Origin of the sequence: Polynucleobacter sp. HIN11, from assembly GCF_030297675.1 — a bacterium.
Taxonomy (GTDB): Bacteria; Pseudomonadota; Gammaproteobacteria; order Burkholderiales; family Burkholderiaceae; genus Polynucleobacter.
This window is the reverse complement of sequence record NZ_AP028142.1, coordinates 258,939-275,905: the sequence shown is the minus strand read 5'-3', so window position 1 is coordinate 275,905 and position 16,967 is coordinate 258,939. Positions and strand designations below refer to the sequence as shown.

20 protein-coding genes are annotated in these 16,967 nt (G+C 49.7%); 4 read left to right on the top strand and 16 right to left on the bottom strand.

Annotation, left to right across the window (positions count from 1 at the left end):
- Nucleotides 1–41 precede the first annotated feature (41 nt).
- Genes rfbC through QUE60_RS01490 form a run of 5 tightly spaced genes read right to left on the bottom strand, consistent with a single transcriptional unit; the run spans nt 42 to nt 4,597 of the window.
- Complete coding sequence (gene rfbC / locus QUE60_RS01510; protein ID WP_286226962.1) at nt 42–614, bottom strand: dTDP-4-dehydrorhamnose 3,5-epimerase; 573 nt, start codon at nt 612–614, stop codon at nt 42–44.
- On the bottom strand, nt 611–1,540 hold the full coding sequence (gene rfbA, locus QUE60_RS01505; protein WP_286226961.1) for a glucose-1-phosphate thymidylyltransferase RfbA: 930 nt from the start codon (nt 1,538–1,540) through the stop codon (nt 611–613). Before rfbA ends, rfbC begins: the two co-directional genes overlap by 4 nt.
- A gap of 38 nt (nt 1,541–1,578) precedes the next feature.
- A complete protein-coding gene (gene rfbD, locus QUE60_RS01500) occupies nt 1,579–2,547 on the bottom strand; it encodes a dTDP-4-dehydrorhamnose reductase (protein WP_286226960.1) in 969 nt (322 codons plus the stop codon).
- Nucleotides 2,548–2,568: 21 nt separating this feature from the next.
- Complete coding sequence (rfbB, locus tag QUE60_RS01495; protein WP_286226959.1) at nt 2,569–3,627, bottom strand: dTDP-glucose 4,6-dehydratase; 1,059 nt, start codon at nt 3,625–3,627, stop codon at nt 2,569–2,571.
- 31 nt (nt 3,628–3,658) lie between these two features.
- Nucleotides 3,659–4,597 carry a glycosyltransferase family protein gene (locus QUE60_RS01490; protein WP_286226958.1) on the bottom strand — a complete coding sequence of 313 codons (939 nt, stop codon included), beginning with the start codon at nt 4,595–4,597 and terminating at the stop codon, nt 3,659–3,661.
- 2 nt (nt 4,598–4,599) lie between these two features.
- Between QUE60_RS01490 and QUE60_RS01485 the strand changes: the two genes are divergently transcribed.
- Nucleotides 4,600–5,613: a glycosyltransferase family 10 domain-containing protein gene (locus QUE60_RS01485; protein WP_286226957.1), complete on the top strand. Its 1,014-nt coding sequence runs from the start codon at nt 4,600–4,602 to the stop codon at nt 5,611–5,613.
- On the top strand, nt 5,610–6,656 hold the full coding sequence (locus QUE60_RS01480; RefSeq protein ID WP_286226956.1) for a hypothetical protein: 1,047 nt from the start codon (nt 5,610–5,612) through the stop codon (nt 6,654–6,656). Before QUE60_RS01485 ends, QUE60_RS01480 begins: the two co-directional genes overlap by 4 nt.
- Here the strand turns inward: QUE60_RS01480 and QUE60_RS01475 are convergent.
- Genes QUE60_RS01475 through QUE60_RS01465 form a run of 3 tightly spaced genes read right to left on the bottom strand, consistent with a single transcriptional unit; the run spans nt 6,618 to nt 9,796 of the window.
- Nucleotides 6,618–7,544: a glycosyltransferase family 2 protein gene (locus tag QUE60_RS01475; protein WP_286226955.1), complete on the bottom strand. Its 927-nt coding sequence runs from the start codon at nt 7,542–7,544 to the stop codon at nt 6,618–6,620. The two genes, QUE60_RS01480 and QUE60_RS01475, sit on opposite strands and share 39 nt — an antisense overlap.
- Nucleotides 7,544–8,443, bottom strand: coding sequence for a DUF6492 family protein (locus tag QUE60_RS01470; protein WP_286226954.1), 900 nt, complete (start codon nt 8,441–8,443; stop codon nt 7,544–7,546). Before QUE60_RS01470 ends, QUE60_RS01475 begins: the two co-directional genes overlap by 1 nt.
- 12 nt (nt 8,444–8,455) lie before the next feature.
- Nucleotides 8,456–9,796 carry a glycosyltransferase family protein gene (locus tag QUE60_RS01465; protein ID WP_286226953.1) on the bottom strand — a complete coding sequence of 447 codons (1,341 nt, stop codon included), beginning with the start codon at nt 9,794–9,796 and terminating at the stop codon, nt 8,456–8,458.
- 125 nt (nt 9,797–9,921) lie between these two features.
- Between QUE60_RS01465 and QUE60_RS01460 the strand changes: the two genes are divergently transcribed.
- Nucleotides 9,922–10,845 (top strand): glycosyltransferase 61 family protein, encoded by a 924-nt coding sequence (locus tag QUE60_RS01460; RefSeq protein WP_286226952.1) that lies wholly within the window; start codon nt 9,922–9,924, stop codon nt 10,843–10,845.
- Here the strand turns inward: QUE60_RS01460 and QUE60_RS01455 are convergent.
- Nucleotides 10,825–11,775, bottom strand: coding sequence for an aspartate carbamoyltransferase catalytic subunit (locus QUE60_RS01455; protein ID WP_286223967.1), 951 nt, complete (start codon nt 11,773–11,775; stop codon nt 10,825–10,827). The two genes, QUE60_RS01460 and QUE60_RS01455, sit on opposite strands and share 21 nt — an antisense overlap.
- Entirely contained in the window at nt 11,772–12,284 is a 513-nt protein-coding gene (gene pyrR, locus QUE60_RS01450; RefSeq protein ID WP_286226951.1) for a bifunctional pyr operon transcriptional regulator/uracil phosphoribosyltransferase PyrR, read from the bottom strand. The genes QUE60_RS01455 and pyrR overlap by 4 nt, the downstream gene beginning before the upstream one ends.
- A 384-nt stretch (nt 12,285–12,668) precedes the next feature.
- On the opposite strand from pyrR, the gene QUE60_RS01445 reads away from it, so the two are divergent.
- Complete coding sequence (locus tag QUE60_RS01445) at nt 12,669–13,106, top strand: rubrerythrin family protein (protein WP_108507821.1); 438 nt, start codon at nt 12,669–12,671, stop codon at nt 13,104–13,106.
- 94 nt (nt 13,107–13,200) lie between these two features.
- Here QUE60_RS01445 and QUE60_RS01440 read toward each other — a convergent pair whose 3' ends face one another.
- From QUE60_RS01440 to QUE60_RS01415, 6 genes are all read right to left on the bottom strand, one after another.
- Complete coding sequence (locus tag QUE60_RS01440; RefSeq protein WP_286226950.1) at nt 13,201–13,512, bottom strand: high-potential iron-sulfur protein; 312 nt, start codon at nt 13,510–13,512, stop codon at nt 13,201–13,203.
- Nucleotides 13,513–13,645: 133 nt separating this feature from the next.
- Nucleotides 13,646–14,410, bottom strand: coding sequence for a GTP cyclohydrolase I (gene folE / locus QUE60_RS01435; RefSeq protein WP_286226949.1), 765 nt, complete (start codon nt 14,408–14,410; stop codon nt 13,646–13,648).
- A gap of 27 nt (nt 14,411–14,437) precedes the next feature.
- Nucleotides 14,438–14,827, bottom strand: a complete 390-nt coding sequence (locus tag QUE60_RS01430) for an MAPEG family protein (protein WP_286223961.1) — start codon at nt 14,825–14,827, stop codon at nt 14,438–14,440.
- A 35-nt stretch (nt 14,828–14,862) separates the two neighbouring features.
- Nucleotides 14,863–15,480, bottom strand: a complete 618-nt coding sequence (plsY, locus tag QUE60_RS01425; protein WP_286226948.1) for a glycerol-3-phosphate 1-O-acyltransferase PlsY — start codon at nt 15,478–15,480, stop codon at nt 14,863–14,865.
- A 22-nt stretch (nt 15,481–15,502) separates the two neighbouring features.
- Nucleotides 15,503–16,408, bottom strand: a complete 906-nt coding sequence (gene xerD, locus QUE60_RS01420; RefSeq protein WP_286226947.1) for a site-specific tyrosine recombinase XerD — start codon at nt 16,406–16,408, stop codon at nt 15,503–15,505.
- A 3-nt stretch (nt 16,409–16,411) separates the two neighbouring features.
- Complete coding sequence (locus QUE60_RS01415; RefSeq protein WP_286226946.1) at nt 16,412–16,897, bottom strand: YajQ family cyclic di-GMP-binding protein; 486 nt, start codon at nt 16,895–16,897, stop codon at nt 16,412–16,414.
- Nucleotides 16,898–16,967 lie beyond the last annotated feature (70 nt).

Sequence of the window (16,967 nt, the reverse complement as noted above, 5' to 3'; positions counted from 1 at the left end):
GCTCATTTCCTTTGACTTTCAGAGCGACTCGATGGATACCACTAAAACTTGGGGGCCTGCTCCCACGATAGCCCTGTCGCATCCTTGGCATTGAGCGAAACTTCTACGCCCGCTGGAATGGGCCATTGGATCGCGGTGGTGGGGTCGCACCATGACAAACACACTTCACTTTTTGGATCGTAGTAATCGGTGGTTTTGTATAAAAACTCTGCGGTGTCGGATAAGACCAAAAAGCCATGCGCAAAGCCGGGAGGGATCCACAGTTGGCGATGGTTGTCAGCACTTAATACCTCCCCCGCCCACTGACCATAGGTCGCCGAGTTTTTGCGTAAGTCCACAGCCACATCAAAGACCGAACCCGCTACCACTCGCACCAGTTTGCCTTGCGTGTGTTTGAGTTGGTAATGCATCCCTCGCAGTGTCCACTGGCGTGAGAAAGAATGGTTATCTTGCACAAACTCGACCTGAAGTCCAGTCGCGTTGGCAAAATCCTTGGCATTAAAGGATTCAGTGAACCAACCGCGCTGATCGCCAAAGACCTTGGGCTCGACTATCAATACCTCCGGGATCGCGGTGGGCTTGACCTGCAATTTCGGATTGGTATCGATAGTCATAACTTTACCTTCGCAGACAAACCAATCGGTTGTGCACTGGTATTTAACTCATGTAGCATTTTGGATAGATACTGACCATAACTGCTTTTACTGAGTTGATTAGCTACCTTCTCCACGGCCTCTTGGTTAATCCAACCGTATCGGTATGCGATCTCTTCGGGACAGGCGACCATCAAACCCTGACGTTTTTGCAAAGTAGCAATAAACCCTGCGGCATCCAAAAGCGAATCGTGCGTGCCCGTATCAAGCCAAGCATAGCCGCGCCCCATGATCTCAACACTTAATGCGTTGTGATTGAGATAGGCACGATTGACATCGGTAATCTCAAGCTCACCCCTGGCACTCGGTTTAATCGAGGCGGCAATATCACACACCTGATGATCGTAAAAATAAAGGCCGGTTACCGCATAACTACTGCGGGGCTTTGTTGGTTTTTCTTCAATCGAGATGGCTTTGTAATCTTTGTCAAACTCCACGACGCCATAGCGCTCAGGATCATTCACGTGATAGGCAAATACCGTGGCACCATCGGTTTGGGCACTCGCACGTTGGAGCTGGTCCACGAGCTCATGTCCATAAAAAATATTGTCACCCAGCACCAAGGCACTCGGCTGATGACCGACAAAGGATTTACCCAAAATAAAGGCTTGGGCTAAACCATCGGGTGAAGGCTGCACGCAGTAACTGATGTTGAGCCCCCACTGTGAACCATCGCCTAATAACTCGGTAAAGCGTGGGGTGTCGTGCGGGGTGGAAATTAACAAAATATCGCGAATACCAGCGAGCATGAGGGTTGTTAGCGGGTAATAGACCATCGGCTTGTCATAGACGGGCATCAATTGCTTTGAGACCGCTTGCGTGACGGGATACAAACGCGTGCCCGAGCCACCAGCCAAGATAATGCCCTTGCGATTTTTTGAATTCATCGAATTTACTGTCATCGGGAAATGCCTTTAGGAAGCCCTTAGCTGTGTTTGTGAAGCACTAAATCTTGAACATAGTCAGCGACTGGCTCTTGCCATGATTGTTGCCATTGCTGCCATTTTGTCACATCAGTGCCTTTAGAGATCTGATTCAAAAGCGTATCTAAGGCCGGTCGCGCCAGACGTGAGTTCATCGGTCGCGGCGCTGGTAAGGGGTACTCCGATGCAGGAATGGCAATGATCTGATCGGAACGCAGTTTTAGATCCGCACCGACATCTAAGGCAATTTGTACTGAAAAACAGGCCAATTCGTACCAGGTGGTTTCGCCTTGAGGGATGGCGTGGTAAATCCCCGACGGAAAAGATCGCAGTTGCCGGTTCTCATCAAGCACCATCGCTAGACTAATACTTGCCAACCAAGGTGCGTTAGTGGGCACGCCAAATTGATTGGCAATGACTTTGAGGCTCTCGCGCTCTTTAGCGAGCCGTAAGATCGTACGAATAAAGTTCCCCCCGTCGCCATAGACCCAGCTGGTTCGCAAAATCGCAAATTGCGCCTGGGGGTTTGGATGGGCTGCAAATAATTTTTCTATTGCCTCTTCACCGGCCGCCTTGCTTTTACCGTAGACCCCCAAGGGATTGCGCGCATCACTCTCAAAGTAAGGAGTGGTTTTCGTTCCATCAAAGACGTAATCGGTGGAGTAGTGCAACAAGGTTGCGCCCTCCTTCACTGCGTATTGCGCCATGATGGCTGGGGCATTGGCATTGACGGCATAGGCTAAATCGATTTCTTGTTCAGCTTGATCCACTGCTGTATACGCCGCGGCATTGATGATCAGGTTTGGTTTCGTTTCTCGCAAAAGATTGCTTATGGCATCGGCGTTGCTAAGGTCACATTGCGCACGACCCACGTAGTGAATACGATGCAACTCGCCAAGTTTCTGAGCTGTAAAGACTCTTTGAAAGGCTTTACCTAATTGGCCATCTTTACCAAAAACGATAATGTTCATCGGTTCAAGTGTTGATGAATGTTAGTTGTATTGCTTTTGCAGCCAATCGCGATAGGCGCCACTTACCACCCCTTCCACCCAGGATGGATTCTCGAGATACCACTGGACCGTTTTACGAATCCCCGTATCAAAGGTTTCCGCGGGTCGCCAAGCAAGCTCGCGCTCAATTTTGCGTGCGTCAATCGCATAGCGCCGATCGTGACCAGGGCGGTCTTTCACAAAGGTAATTTGCTTGGCATAAGACTCTCCATCAACTCTCGGTCTTAACTCATCCAAAATCTGGCAAATGGTTTGCACGACACTGAGATTGGTTTTCTCATTCCAGCCGCCGATATTGTAGGTTTCTCCAAGCGTACCGTGAGCGAGCACCGTGCGAATCGCCGAGCAATGATCGCCGACATAGAGCCAATCGCGCACTTGCTGACCATCGCCGTAAATCGGTAGGGGCTTGCCATTAATCGCATTGAGAATGACCAAGGGAATGAGTTTTTCGGGGAAATGGAAGGGGCCATAGTTGTTCGAGCAATTGGTGGTCACCACTGGCAAGCCATAGGTATGAAACCAGGCTCTTACCAGATGGTCGGACGCGGCTTTAGAAGCCGAATACGGACTGTTGGGCTCATAAGGATGGGTCTCTGTAAACGCTCGTGCGGTAGGCGCAAGTGAGCCATAGACCTCGTCGGTGGAGACATGATGAAAGCGAAACGTTCGTTTTGCATCGTCTGGTAAGCCACTCCAGTACTCGCGCGCGCACTCGAGGAGATTAAAGGTACCTACGATATTGGTCTCAATAAAATCGGCTGGCCCATGAATTGAGCGATCCACATGACTCTCGGCCGCAAAGTTCACAATCGCGCGCGGTTGATGCTCTTTTAATAGTTGCGCGACCAGAGCGCGATCGCCAATATCCCCTTGCACAAAAACATGACGCGAATCGTTCTTTAACGAAGCGAGGGTCGCTAAATTGCCGGCATACGTTAATTTATCGAGATTAATGATGGCTTCCGCACGGGGGTCTTTGAGCCAATCGAGCACAAAGTTGCCACCAATAAAACCTGCGCCGCCAGTAATCAGAATCATCGCTTGTTTCTATTGTTCAAAAGTTGCAAACCTAGGGTGACTTCATGAGGTCTAGGTATTTGTTAAAACGTTTTTTGCCAAAGAGCATCTGCCCCAAGCGCTGAACCAGTTTAAGCACCCCTTTGGGTGCTTGGGGTAGCGGCGGTTCGACGGCATCGGGGTATTGCGCGCAATTAATCAGCGCACAATTGATATAAATTTTATAACCTTTTTGGCGTAAGTCTTCATGAAAGGGGATGTGGTCCGCCACATCAAAGCCACCTTGGCGATCAGTGCCGGCATAGCGCCCCGCGAGAAATGCCTCGCGGCGATAAATAGCTAAACCTCCAAAGGCGGAATCGACTTCAATCAACCCCGCGCGCGGATCCAGAGTCACTTGCCGCGCGGTCACCGCTAAATGTTCAGCCGGTCGATCGCCAATCACGGATTCAAGCGCGGTTTTTTGCTGCCAGCAGTCGGTCGGGCACCAATCGCGATGGCGTAGCGCCCAAATGTCATAGTACGGTCCCAATTGATTGGCGGTGATCACATCCCAGTTCTCAGGCACGCTCCAGCACTGGGCAATTTTTTCCGAAGTGATGAGGTGATTCATGCCATCCATATCCGCCATGGCAATGTAATCAATCTGCGCGTACTCTGGGTTTTGCGCTACCGCATCGATAATCGCATTACGACACAGGGCAATCCGATCAGTTCGTCTGGGATATTGCTTACTGAGCTGCCCCATACTGACGTACGAAAACTGGGGCATGGTCTTGGACAATTGCTCTAATTGCTGAACGGTCGCATCGCTCGAGTCACTTTCAATCACCAGGCACGCACTCGTTTTAAAGTTCGCCAAACTCGCCATCAGGGTCTTAACTTCGCGCTCAATGGTGGCGGCGACATTGCGCACGGGGCCTGCCAATAAAATGGAAGACTCGGAGATAGGCTGGTGGCGAGAGTCTCGTGAGCGGTATAGTGTCATCAATAATGAAATTTGCGAATTATTATCAACCGGATCGGGTAAAAAACGCCTCGTTTGAGGTGATTGATCAACATCATACCTATAACCCGACCTATACCAATCGGCTTTTGCGCTCCGAGTTTTTGGCGCACGGGGTGGAACTCAATAACCCCGATGTGAACCTGGGGCGAGCCATTGCCTTTCACCTGCTGCATGACGGACAAGCCATTGCCAATCTACCTGCTCCCAAATATCTCATTGCCACTGAAAATCCGATCATTTGCCCCTTCAATCGCGATCCTGCCTACTTGGCCCAATTTAATGCCTTCTTTACCTGGAATCGCGATCTTTTGCACCTACCCAATGCCGTGCCGCTTCTGATTCCCAATCAAATTCGCTATGAGGCAACTCCCCACTTTGACGAGCGCCCCATCTTTAGTTGCATCATTAATGCCAATAAAGCCTTTCCACCTGGCATCCCCGGGGACCTCTACCGCGAGCGCGTGGCAGTGATTCGCTGGTACGAAACGCATGCGCGGGCTGATTTTGCGCTCTATGGCTTAGGCTGGAGTAAACCCAGCCCTGCCTTTGATCGCATGGGAAAAATCAAGCGCCGTGCGCAGCGCATCGCTTCCCAACTCTATGGCTACAAACCCTTTCCCAGCTACGCCGGTGAGATCGAAGATAAATCGGTGGTCTACCGTAAAACTAAATTCGCGTATTGCTATGAGAATGTCGCGGATTTACCCGATTACATTACTGAAAAAATCTTTGATTGCTTTTTTGCGGGTTGCGTACCCGTGTACTGGGGGTCGCAGACCATTGGTGAGCGCATACCAAGTGAGTGCTTTATTGATCGCCGGCAGTTTGCGAACACCGCCGATGTGCATCGTTACTTAAAATCCATCGATGCCAAAACCTACGCGCGCTACCAAGAGCACATTGCCGACTTTTTAAAAAGCCCAGCCGCCATGGCCTTTGACACCACGCGCTACGTATCGATCATTCGCACTCGCATTTTGAGTGATCTCGGACAATGAATCAGCGCTACTTCATTGACTACGACAATCCCGATGCAGGGATTGGTCACTCACTCGGGTTTATTAACCGCGGCATCAAAATTGCCACGCGCCATCAATTGCAATTTGCCTATGCTAAGGAGCAGCTGCGTAAATCGTCCAATACCGATTGGCGCTGGCGTCTACGGCAAGGGCTGCGCCGACTGCGAGGCGCCCGCGCCCATGAAACCCACAATCTTGGCGATGATCTCAATCGCATGCTAGGTCTAGCAAGCATTCTTCCAAGTCGCAGCGCGATTGAGGAGCGTATTCGCCAGGGTGAACTCAAGGTAATCGATCTTCCCCCGTTTGAAATGCACATTCCATCAAATGCGCAAATCGATGATGAAGTCTATCGCCCAGTCGATGAGTTTATTCAAGCTCACCCAGAACCCAATACCGTGTTTCGGGTGAGCACCAATCGCTTTGGCGATTACGAGTACGCAAATACGCGGGAGTGGTTTCGTGAACTCTATGACAAGGCACGTCAAGCCGACCCGATTGCGCTCTCCTACCAGCCCGAGCACTTTAATATTGCTCTCCACATTCGCCGCGGTGATTTATTACCGGGTCGGCAGTTCTCTGATCTCGCCACGCGCATGCTGCCCGACTCCTGGTACCTCACTATTTTGGATCTCATTGTGAGAACCACGCATCGCCCCCTTGCGATCCACATCTTTAGTGAAGGCAAACAGGGTGTTTACCAGTCGGAGAAGGGAGAGCCCTTTTCTTGGGCCCAATACTTTGCCCATCGTGGTCACTCTGTGACCGAGCACATCGATACGCCCTTTTTAGAGACCTTTCACCATCTACTTTATGCCGATCTCTTCATTGGTTCCAAAAGCGGGATGTCGCACTTAGCTGGGATGCTGGGTAGTGCTGTCAAACTCGTACCAAAACTGTGGCACTCGTATCGCGGTGCGCAGCAACTCTTCGAAGTTCCCGATGCGATTGATAGAACGAGTGAAGAGGCGATTACCGAGTTCTTAGCGCTTAACCCACCAGGCCGCGAACGCACGCTCTAAACGGGTCAAGGGTGTCCAAAGCCCTGAACGGCGATACTGAAATCGCGCATAAATTTCACCACAGGCCCGATACGAGATCTCTGGAAAGTGCCCTTTTAAGGCGCAAAGCAAGGTGAGCGCTACCGGCCAACGCTCTCGCCACGGCAGCGGCTCAGGGCGCAGACTTGCATCAATTCCCAAGAGTGTTAAGTAGCGCTTTTGCACTTCAATCGTGGAGCGCTTAAATTTTTCCAGATGCACCGAGCTCGTTTGCGCAGGGTATTGCCGATAGGTCACCAGGCGCTCTCGCAAATTCAAAAAGCGAGCACCGGCGGCGGCCATTTGCACCCATAAATAATAGTCTTCGGAGGTCAAAATCGTGGTGTCGTATTTGAAGCGTTTAAAAAGTTCAGCCCGCCCCGTCACCGCAGAGTTGCAGAGGGTGCAGTAGATGGCCAGAAGCGCGCGCAAATCTGCGTCCGTAAATTTGTCTTTGGATTTTTTAACCTGTTGCGTTGCATCATCCAAGACCCACTGGGCACTCCCGCACACATCGCACGCGTTATTTTCTAACACGCGCAGCTGCGCTTCAAGTCGCATAGGGTCTGCAATATCGTCCGCGTCCATCAGCGCAATGTATTTACCCTTGGCTAAATCAATGAGGGCATTACGGGCATAAACCACGCCGTGATTTTGGTCCGAGAGCACTTTGATGATGCGTGGATCGGTATAGCGATTAATGACCGATCGGGTTTGATCGGGGGAGCCATCCTCAAAAATCAGGAGTTCCAGATGCGTATGGGTTTGCGCGAGGATGCTCTCAATCGCTTGACCAATGTATTTCTCACTCTTAAAGGCCGGCATGATGACGCTTACGAGCGGCGTGGTCATGGCAGCTTGCGTGCTCATTAGATGAAGCTTTGCAAATAGCGCCCCACGCGCTTGATTTTTTTCAAGGCGCGCGAGAAGATCGATTTGTTGCTCGGACCAAGATCGAGGCTCAAATCCCAACTCGATTGGTAGATGACACCTAGGTAGTTTTCCTTGAGCTTCGGGATAGACTCGCCCAAGCGGCGCAAGATAAAGTAATGCCAATCGTAGTAATACACCCGAAATAATTGCTCAATGGGGTGAAGAGGAATCGCCCGAAAGTTCAAAAGCGCTTCGAGGTAAATTAAGGTCTCGGGGTGCTCGCGCGTGCACAGATCCCACAAGGTTTGTCCTCGGGGTTCTAAATACTGGGTATCGAGCGATTGCCACACGGCAGCCGACCAAATAAAGGGTGGGCAGGGGCAATAGTAGTTGGGGCCCGTGCGTCCAAAAATAGCCTTGACACGCTCGGCTTCGCTTTGCAAGTGTCGCGGCGCTTTGGCGTAGTTTCGGTTGATCGCTAGCTGGTGGTATTCCTTATTTTGGTAGATCACCGTATAGGGATTACCGTCGCTCGCGATAAAGTCGCTTTTTTGAAAGTCTTGAATAAAAATGCAATCCGAGTCCAAGCACACGTAATTCTTTGCCAGACCCAAGCGCCAAAATTCGGATTTGATGACCTGCTGCGCAAGGCCCCCCGACTTCGTCTTATCAATACCCAATGGCGCTCGTGGGTTAGCGCGCACAATCGATTCGTCGGAGACCCATTGATAGCCCTGAACGCCAATTTGACGTTCGAGCTCAGCGCGCTCGCTCTCCGAGGTGGAAATGTAAAAATCGAGCTGGTCTTTGTTGTATTGCTCAATCGATGCCAATAAATTGCGCAGACGCAAAAAGTCCTTGGAGTAGGACTTACAATACAAAACAATGTCTTTCAAAGGCGCGCCCGCTTAGCTGTAAAGGTGACTCAAAATGGTGTGAACCGCTTGATCCACCCCAATTGGATTGTAAATCGGGGTAATGAGTTGCTGACTCTTCCAATCAAGCCAAATGCGCTCGAGCGTCATGGCAATACCCGCCGCATCGCCATCCGCGCTCAGATAGGATCCACGCTCCGTGAGCATCTGATCGAGCTGCGGATTGCGGTGCGTGATGCCCCAAATGGGGCGGCCCGCCCAGAGGTAGTCATAAAACTTCGATGGGATATATTCCGCACACCACTCATCGTTCCCATGCAAGAGAAGAAGGACATCAGCTTCTTGCATCTTTTGCGCTACGCGTTCGCGCCCCGATTGACCGGTTACCGGATCGCGCTCAAGGCGACCGTGCGCCACTAAGAGATCGGAGTAATCGTATTGCTTGATTGCTTCGACGGTTAATGAATCCAAGGGTGCGCCATAAGCATGCACTTTGATAAGCTCTCGGGCCTCTGGGTATTTAGCGACTAAGGTATGCACCGCCCGCAAAATCATGGAGAGCGAGCGATCATTGGCCAAAGAACCAAAGTGGCATAGATTCAAGTAGTTGCCATAGTGGTGAGGGGTGCGCTCTGCAGCAATCGGTGGATTGGCCCCTGGCATCACCACAAAACCACGAGCATTGCCTGGGGTATTTAAATTTGGATTACGAATCTTGGCGTAATGAAGCGCCCCATCGGTAAACCACCAAACATCATCGGAATACTTGCACAATTGTTGCTCTAGATAATGGCGAAAGCGCGCATCGCGATTTCTGGGTTTTTCCATCCCAAGATCATTGGGACCTTTACGAATCACCAAGGGATCATGTACCTCGGAAATCAGTGGCAAGCCCGTAGCGCGTTTTAACCACACGCCTGCTAAGTGAGCTGACCATGCACTGCCAATCGAATAAATCACATCGACTTTGCCCGATTTGATAAGCCAATAACCACGAAGAAATGCAGGGATCGCCCAGGACCATTGACTCGAGTAACCCAAGAGGAGTTTTTCAATCGCAATGAAGGGGGCTAGGAGCACCGAAACCGTTCGAGTTGTCAGTTTATAAAACCACCCCCGTCCGTATTGATTGGCAATCCAATGGCGAAAGTCAAAGCGAAAGGCTGACGGGCCCCAGGCCAAGAACTGCTGATGAGGAAAGCGCGTATCGTGAATACCGGTAATGGCGCTTAGCACAATCGGCTGCACACCGGCCTCTAAAAAATAAGGGATCTTATCGGTGATGGTCAGGCTCGCCGCCCGGCCGTCCATATTAAATGCATGGGTGAGCAGTAGCCAACGGCGTTGCGTGGGTGGAACGGATATTTTTTTCAATGAACTCTCTAAAAAGATCCCCTAATACCAATTGTTCTTGATGAAGTCCTAGCGAGGACTTTGAATACGAGCGAACGACTCGATTATAGTAGGCTTACTCGCTAGTCAATTCTTCAATCAACGAGATGCCTAATCTTCACCGACTCCTTGACTTTTTTCGTCCGCGCGAACGGATTTCGGCACCCTATGTTCTGCATGATCATCGGCTCTATACCAAAGTACCCATTAATATCAAACACGATCGGATTCGCTTTGTTCGCAAAGCATTTCGTAAAAGCCCCGAACTCCAGGTCGTTGACCTACAAGGCGAATCGTTTTATTTACTCCTAATTCACGTTGATAACATCGCGCACTTTTTTCATGACGTCTTCTTTCCGCTCTACTATGTCTGGCGCACCAACAAAAAACGAATTTGTGTCTCGATTGATGGCGATCGCTTTCAACAAGAGTTTCTTGAATCGGTGATTGGTAAAGACTATTTGGTTTTTCTCGATCGCTCTCGCGTTTACCAATTTTCCGATCTGATTCTCACTCCGGAAGGTCGAGATCTCAAAATCTATCCCGACTACCTCTCGATCTGCGAGGAGATTAAAGCGATTTGTTTTGCGCGCAATGGCATTACTGAACACCGCACTAAAAATCTGCTCTACGGTCGCAATGAACTCAGTCGCAAAAATTTACTCAATATTGATCCCAAGTTTTTAAACGATCACCACATTGAGCTTGTCTACTTATCAAAACTCAGCTTTAAAGACTATTTGCAAACCTTGGCTTCGGCTAAAACCTTTACTTACATGGTGGGTGCCGGAGTCTTTAATCTATTGTTTCTTGATCGCGATGTTCGCGTGCTCGAAATTAATCCACATCGCAATAACTCCTGGGCACAGATGTTTGGGCTTAGTTCACTGGTGGATTTTCAAGTGATTATCGGTCAGCGCCTCAAACCATCCTCAGCTGCAACCCAAGATGAGGCAATTCTTGACAGTCACGTCTATTTTGATGAGAGTATCGCAGCCGCAATCGCAGCTTTAGTTGCCCGCCACGATTGACATCACCGCCATCCGTACGGCTATTCCAAAAGTGACTTGTTTGAGGATGACCGATTGAGCACCATCGGCAACCGCTGAATCGATCTCAACTCCCCGATTCATGGGGCCGGGATGCATCACAATCGCATCGGGTTTGGCGAGTGCTAAACGTGCAGGGGTGAGTCCAAACTGAGCAAAAAACGCAGCGCCTTCGGGAACCTTACCGGCTTCCATGCGCTCTTTTTGAATGCGTAGCGTCATCACCACATCAACGCCGCGCAGACCCTCCTCCATGCTATGAAATACTTTCACACCCAGCAAATCCAAATCATTGGGGAGCAAACTCTCAGGACCAATGGCGCGAATGTCAGTGCAACCCAAAGCGGTGAGCGCATGAATATTCGATTTCGCCACGCGGCTGTGCACAATATCGCCCACAATCGCTACCTTAAGTTTGGTGAAATCCTTCTTAAAGTGGCGCATGGTGTACATGTCGAGTAAGCCCTGCGTGGGATGCTGATGGCTTCCATCGCCGGCGTTAATCACATGCACATAAGGTGGTACGTGATTCGCAATCTCAATCGGAGCGCGCGAGACACTATGACGCACCACAAAAATATCGGCTTGCATCGCAATCAGATTGTCGATGGTATCCATGAGACTCTCGCCCTTAGCGGTTGATGAGGTCGAGATATCGAGATTAATCACATCCGCCGAGAGGCGCTTGGCAGCAATCTCAAAGGTCGTGCGGGTACGGGTGGAGTTTTCAAAAAAGAGATTGAAGACGCTCTTGCCCCGCAGTAGCGGTACTTTTTTTACTTCACGGGCAGGGTCGGTCACGCTCACAAATTGCTGCGCAGTATCCAAAATGTGGACGATCTGCTCTTTGGGCATACCCTCGAGCGTGAGTAAATGAGTGAGCTCGCCTGCGGAATTCGTTTGCATAGTCATGCGCGCTCCTCGAGAACGAAGCGAAAGATTTCCCGAGTATCCTCGGTTCCCTTTTCTAAAGCCAGGATTTGAGTGTCTGGTAATTGGATATGCTCGCCGACAAAATCAGCAGCGATCGGTAACTCACGTTGACCACGATCGGCTAGCACCATGAGCTCTACTGCAGCGGGCCTACCAAAATCAAAGAGTTCATTGAGCGCAGCGCGCACGGTTCTTCCAGTAAAGAGCACATCATCGATGAGTACGATTTGAGCGCCTGTCACATCAAAGGGGAGATGCGTTGCCATGGTGTCGGCCGATCGAATCGCTGCCAACCCTTTCTCCGCATAATCGTCGCGATGAAACGCCACATTAATCACGCCGTATTGTGCCAAGCTTAAATCGTTGGCGAGGCGCTTAGCAACCCAGGCACCGCCAATGGCAAGTCCGGCGATCTGAAGGGTTGGTTTACCTTGGAGCTTCTCCCGCAGATGATTTAGTAATTTTTGATAGAGAAGCTCAGCATCCATATTGTTTAATCGGTTGATTTGGACTGACTCACCGTTGGTTTTGAGCCAATTTTGTACTGCGCTTGACCCAATCCCAATGCACGCTATTGTATTGCTTCAAAACAGAGGTTGGGATGAAACCGACCTAAATCCAAGAGCCGCTTCTATTTTCAGGGTGTTGCGTGCATCCCTCAAAGAATTCAAATGCTTACAAATACCCCTAAAGATTGATTAACTTTAACTATCCATTAAGAAAATCACTAGTTTTTTCCTATTGGATCTATACAAAAATACGATGAAACGGTCATCAAAATTTCTGATAATTACTAAGTGGACTAGTGCCGGGAGAGCCTCTCCCTTCACTGCCTCTAAATTTATAACCCATTCATTCTAAAGGAGATTTATATGGCTAAGTCGGTAAAAGGTACCAAGACTGAACAGTCGTTGAAAGAAGCATTTGCTGGTGAGTCCCAAGCCAACCGTCGTTATTTGTACTTCGCAAACCAAGCTGACATTGCTGGTGCAAACGACGTAGCAGCTGTTTTCCGCTCCACCGCCGAAGGTGAGACCGGGCACGCTCACGGTCATATGGAGTATTTGATCAATGGTGGCGCTGGCGAGCCAGGTACTGGTATGCCTGCTAAGACCGTTGCCGAGGCTCTCCAAGCAGCGATTGCTGGTGAGACCCATGAGTACACCGATATGTACCCAGGTATGGCTAAAACCGCTCGTGAAGAAGGTTTTGACGAGATTGCTGATTGGTTTGAGACCTTAGCAAAGGCTGAACGCAGCCACGCTAACAAGTTCACCAAGACCTTAGAGGCACACTTGGCAAATTCCTAATTTGTAGTTTTTTTAGGAAAAGAAAATGGCGCTCAATTGAGCGCCATTTTTGTTTGGTTCAACATCGCAAGGATGTTGAAAGGCTTACTTCGAATTAACCTGCTTTCTTAGCCCATGCTGAGCACCAGCCAGCTCCAGCCACTTGTTTACCAGCAAACAGGCTGCAACCACCGGCTGCACTGCCTGCCTTACCTTGATACAAGGCGCAGTTATCGCAACGCTGCGTATTAGCGTGCTTTGGATACTTCTTGGTATCGACCTTAGTGGTGTCGGCTTTGTAACCCAAGGCTTGTGCTTGTGGATCGGTCTCAGCAACCATGGCTTGTGCTTGAGCCAAGTTATTGAGTGACAAAGTGGCTGCACCAGCAGCAGACATGATCAAAAATTGACGACGTGTGTTTTTCATGGATTCTCCGTGTTCAAAAAAACTGCAGATGCGATCTTAAAACACAAATCAACACTCGTTGTAGTGTTTTATAAGCTACTGATTTAATTGATTTTTTAACTGAGAATGATTCTCAAATCAATAAGATGAAGCTCTACTGCTTGCCTTGCTGCTTATCCATGAGCGCTAAGAACTCTCGGCGCAAATTCGCATCCTTTAGAAATGAACCGCGCATCACACTATTGACCATCTTGGAATTGAGATCCTTCACACCGCGCCATTGCATGCAAAAGTGATCGGCTTCCATGACAAGTGCCAATCCAGTGGGCTTCATCTTCTCTTCGAGGATGTTGGCAAGTTCCACCACGGCCTCCTCCTGAATCTGTGGCCGACACATGACCCATTCGGTGATGCGAGCGTATTTAGACAAACCAATGAGAGCTGTTTGTTTGTCAGGCAACACCCCAATCCACACGCGTCCCATAATCGGGCACAAATGGTGTGAGCAGGCGCTCTTCACCGCAATCGGTCCGATGATCATGAGTTCATTTAAGCGACTGACATTCGGAAAACGTGTAAGACTCGGTTGCGGTGTATAGCGCCCAGTGAACACTTCATTGACATACATCTTCGCGACGCGATAGGCGGTACCACGCGTGTTGTGATCACTCTCGGTATCAATTACTAAACTCTCAAGGACCCCTTGGAGCTTACCCGCCACTTCATCAATCAAGCCATCGATCTCACCGGGTTCAATGAACTGCGCAATATTGTCATTCGCATGAAAGCGGGCTTTCTTTGCTTGAATACGTTTACGGATGACTTGCGAGAGTGGCACGCCCTCTTCACTTTTGCGACTTTTGCGAGTCACTGATGTAGTACTCGCTTTGGATGGGGTTTGTTTTATTGCGCTAGGCATAAAAATCTCAGCATCTTGGGTGCTGACCTAAATTTGGAAGAATAGAGCTACTGTACACGCAAATCCGATGAGCCACACGAAGGTGCGCAAGTTCGCCCAGTCCATCACATAGCACGCAATATAGGCCACGCGAGCTAAAAGATAAGCAATCGCCAACACATCGATGCGCGCTTGGGGTGCTTGCAAGATCATGGCGATTGCAATCCCAGCATAGAAAAAGGGTAAGGACTCAAAGGTATTGGCTTGCGCTGCATTCGCACGTGCACGTATTCCCGTTTGCTTGGCAAGCCACTCGCGCGGTTGATTGTTGTCATAGGGATCGCTTGCAGAGTTCTCGGTGGGACCAAACTTCGCAATACCCGCTGCAATGATGGGTAAAAAACCGGCAAGGATGACGCAGATAATAGCGATAGTCATGATTGATTGTTCTTTGTTCGGTTATTTTTAATTCACTATTTTTTACTCAGGCGCGTTTCCGTGCCATTGAGAAGATTTCGGATATTACTGCGATGGCGATGAATGAGAAGTGCACTCATCACCAAGATGGCCAAACCCATAGGCTGCATTCCAAATAAAAAGGTGAAATAAATCGGTGCAAAGACTGCGGCACACAGGGCTGCTAGCGACGAATAGCGCATAAAGACTGCCACAATGAGCCAGGTTCCTAAGGTGGCCAAGCCCAAGACCCAATTAATCGCAAATAAGATCCCTGCGGCTGTAGCCACACCCTTACCCCCTTTAAAGCGATGAAAAATCGGATAGAGGTGTCCGATAAAGACGGCAATCGCCACTAGTCCTAGGAGAATATTGACGCTCGCTTGGCTGGGGTCACCTAAAACTGCGCGCGCGAGTGTCACTGCCAGCCAGCCTTTGGCAGCATCGCCAATCAAGGTGAGGGCAGCAGCGACTTTATTGCCAGTGCGCAAGACATTGGTCGCCCCTGGATTTTTAGAACCATGCGTGTAGGGGTCTGGTAAACCCATCGCACGGCTCACGACCACCGCAAACGAGATCGATCCCAGCAAGTACGCCACTGGGATTAACCAGAAATACTTTATCAACTCATCCATAAATCAATACTAGCGGATTTGATTAAGAACCACGAGGATGGTGGGTGGCGTGTAAGGATTTGAGGCGCTCACGCGCCACATGCGTGTAGATCTGGGTGGTTGAGATATCCGCGTGTCCCAATAGAAGTTGCACCACGCGCAAATCCGCACCATGGTTTAAGAGATGAGTGGCAAACGCATGCCGCAGAGTATGGGGTGAGAGCGCCACTTGAATGCCAGCCTGACTCGCATAGCGTTTAATAATGAACCAAAACGCTTGACGGGTTAATCCAGTCCCCGTGCGGCGCCCCACAAAAACCTCTTGGCAATTTTTTCCCTCCAAAAGAATGGGTCGCGCTTCTTTTAGGTATTGATGCAACCACTGCCCCGCTTCACCGCCAAAAGGAACGATCCGCTCCTTGCCGCCCTTACCATTGACCACGCGCACCACCCCTTCATTGAGCCCCAGAGCGACGGTTTTGAGAGACACAATTTCCGAGACTCGTAAGCCGCTCGCGTACATCAGCTCGAGCATGGTGCGATCACGTAATCCCAGGGGTTCCTCAATATTGGGGGCATTGAGTAGCGCAATGACCTGATCTTCACTCAAGACCTTGGGGAAACGCTGTGCTTGCTTAGCTGCTCGTAATTTCGCACACGGATCTTCTTTGACATAGCCAAGACGCAGTGCATGGCGATAAAAGCGCTTAAAGACGGTTAGGCGCCGATTAGCTGTCGTGGCTTTATCGCTTCGCTTAGCTGCCATGTAGGCCGTGAGATCTGCCTCCTGGACGTGATAAAGATCGCTGGTATTTTTTTGCTCACCCAACCAGGCGGCAAATAAAGTGAGATCTCGCCGATAGGCACTTAGCGTATTTTTTGAAAGTCCATCTTCAAGCCAACAGGCATCACAAAACTGATCGATCGCATTTTGAGATGCCAAAACCACAAATTAGTCGCGAAAATTGTTAAACGCCAGAGGGGCTTCGCTTGCTTCTTTTCGCAGCAACGCCATCGCAGTCTGCAAATCATCGCGCTTGGCACCAGTCACGCGCACCGCATCACCTTGAATACTCGCTTGCACTTTAATCTTGCTGTCTTTAATGATGCGCACGATCTTTTTGGCAAGTTCTTGCTCGATGCCTTTTAAGAGTTTCATGGTTTGCTTACGCTTATCGCCTGACATCGTTTCGGTCTTATCGTCTTTTAAAAACCGTACGTCCACATTGCGTTTAGCCATTTTGCTAAAGAGTACATCGCGCACTTGTCCTAACTTGAAGTCATCGTCTGCAAACAAAATGAGTTCGTTATCTTTTTGCTCGACGCGCGCGTCTGAACCTTTAAAGTCAAAGCGGTTCGCAATTTCTTTATTGGCTTGCTCCACGGCATTTTTGAGCTCCACGACATTGGGTTCACACACAGTATCAAATGACGGCATTTACCTCTCCAAACGAATGTTGTAATCATGACGGTTTTGCTATTTTTAGACCAATTTCGTTCTTCCTGCA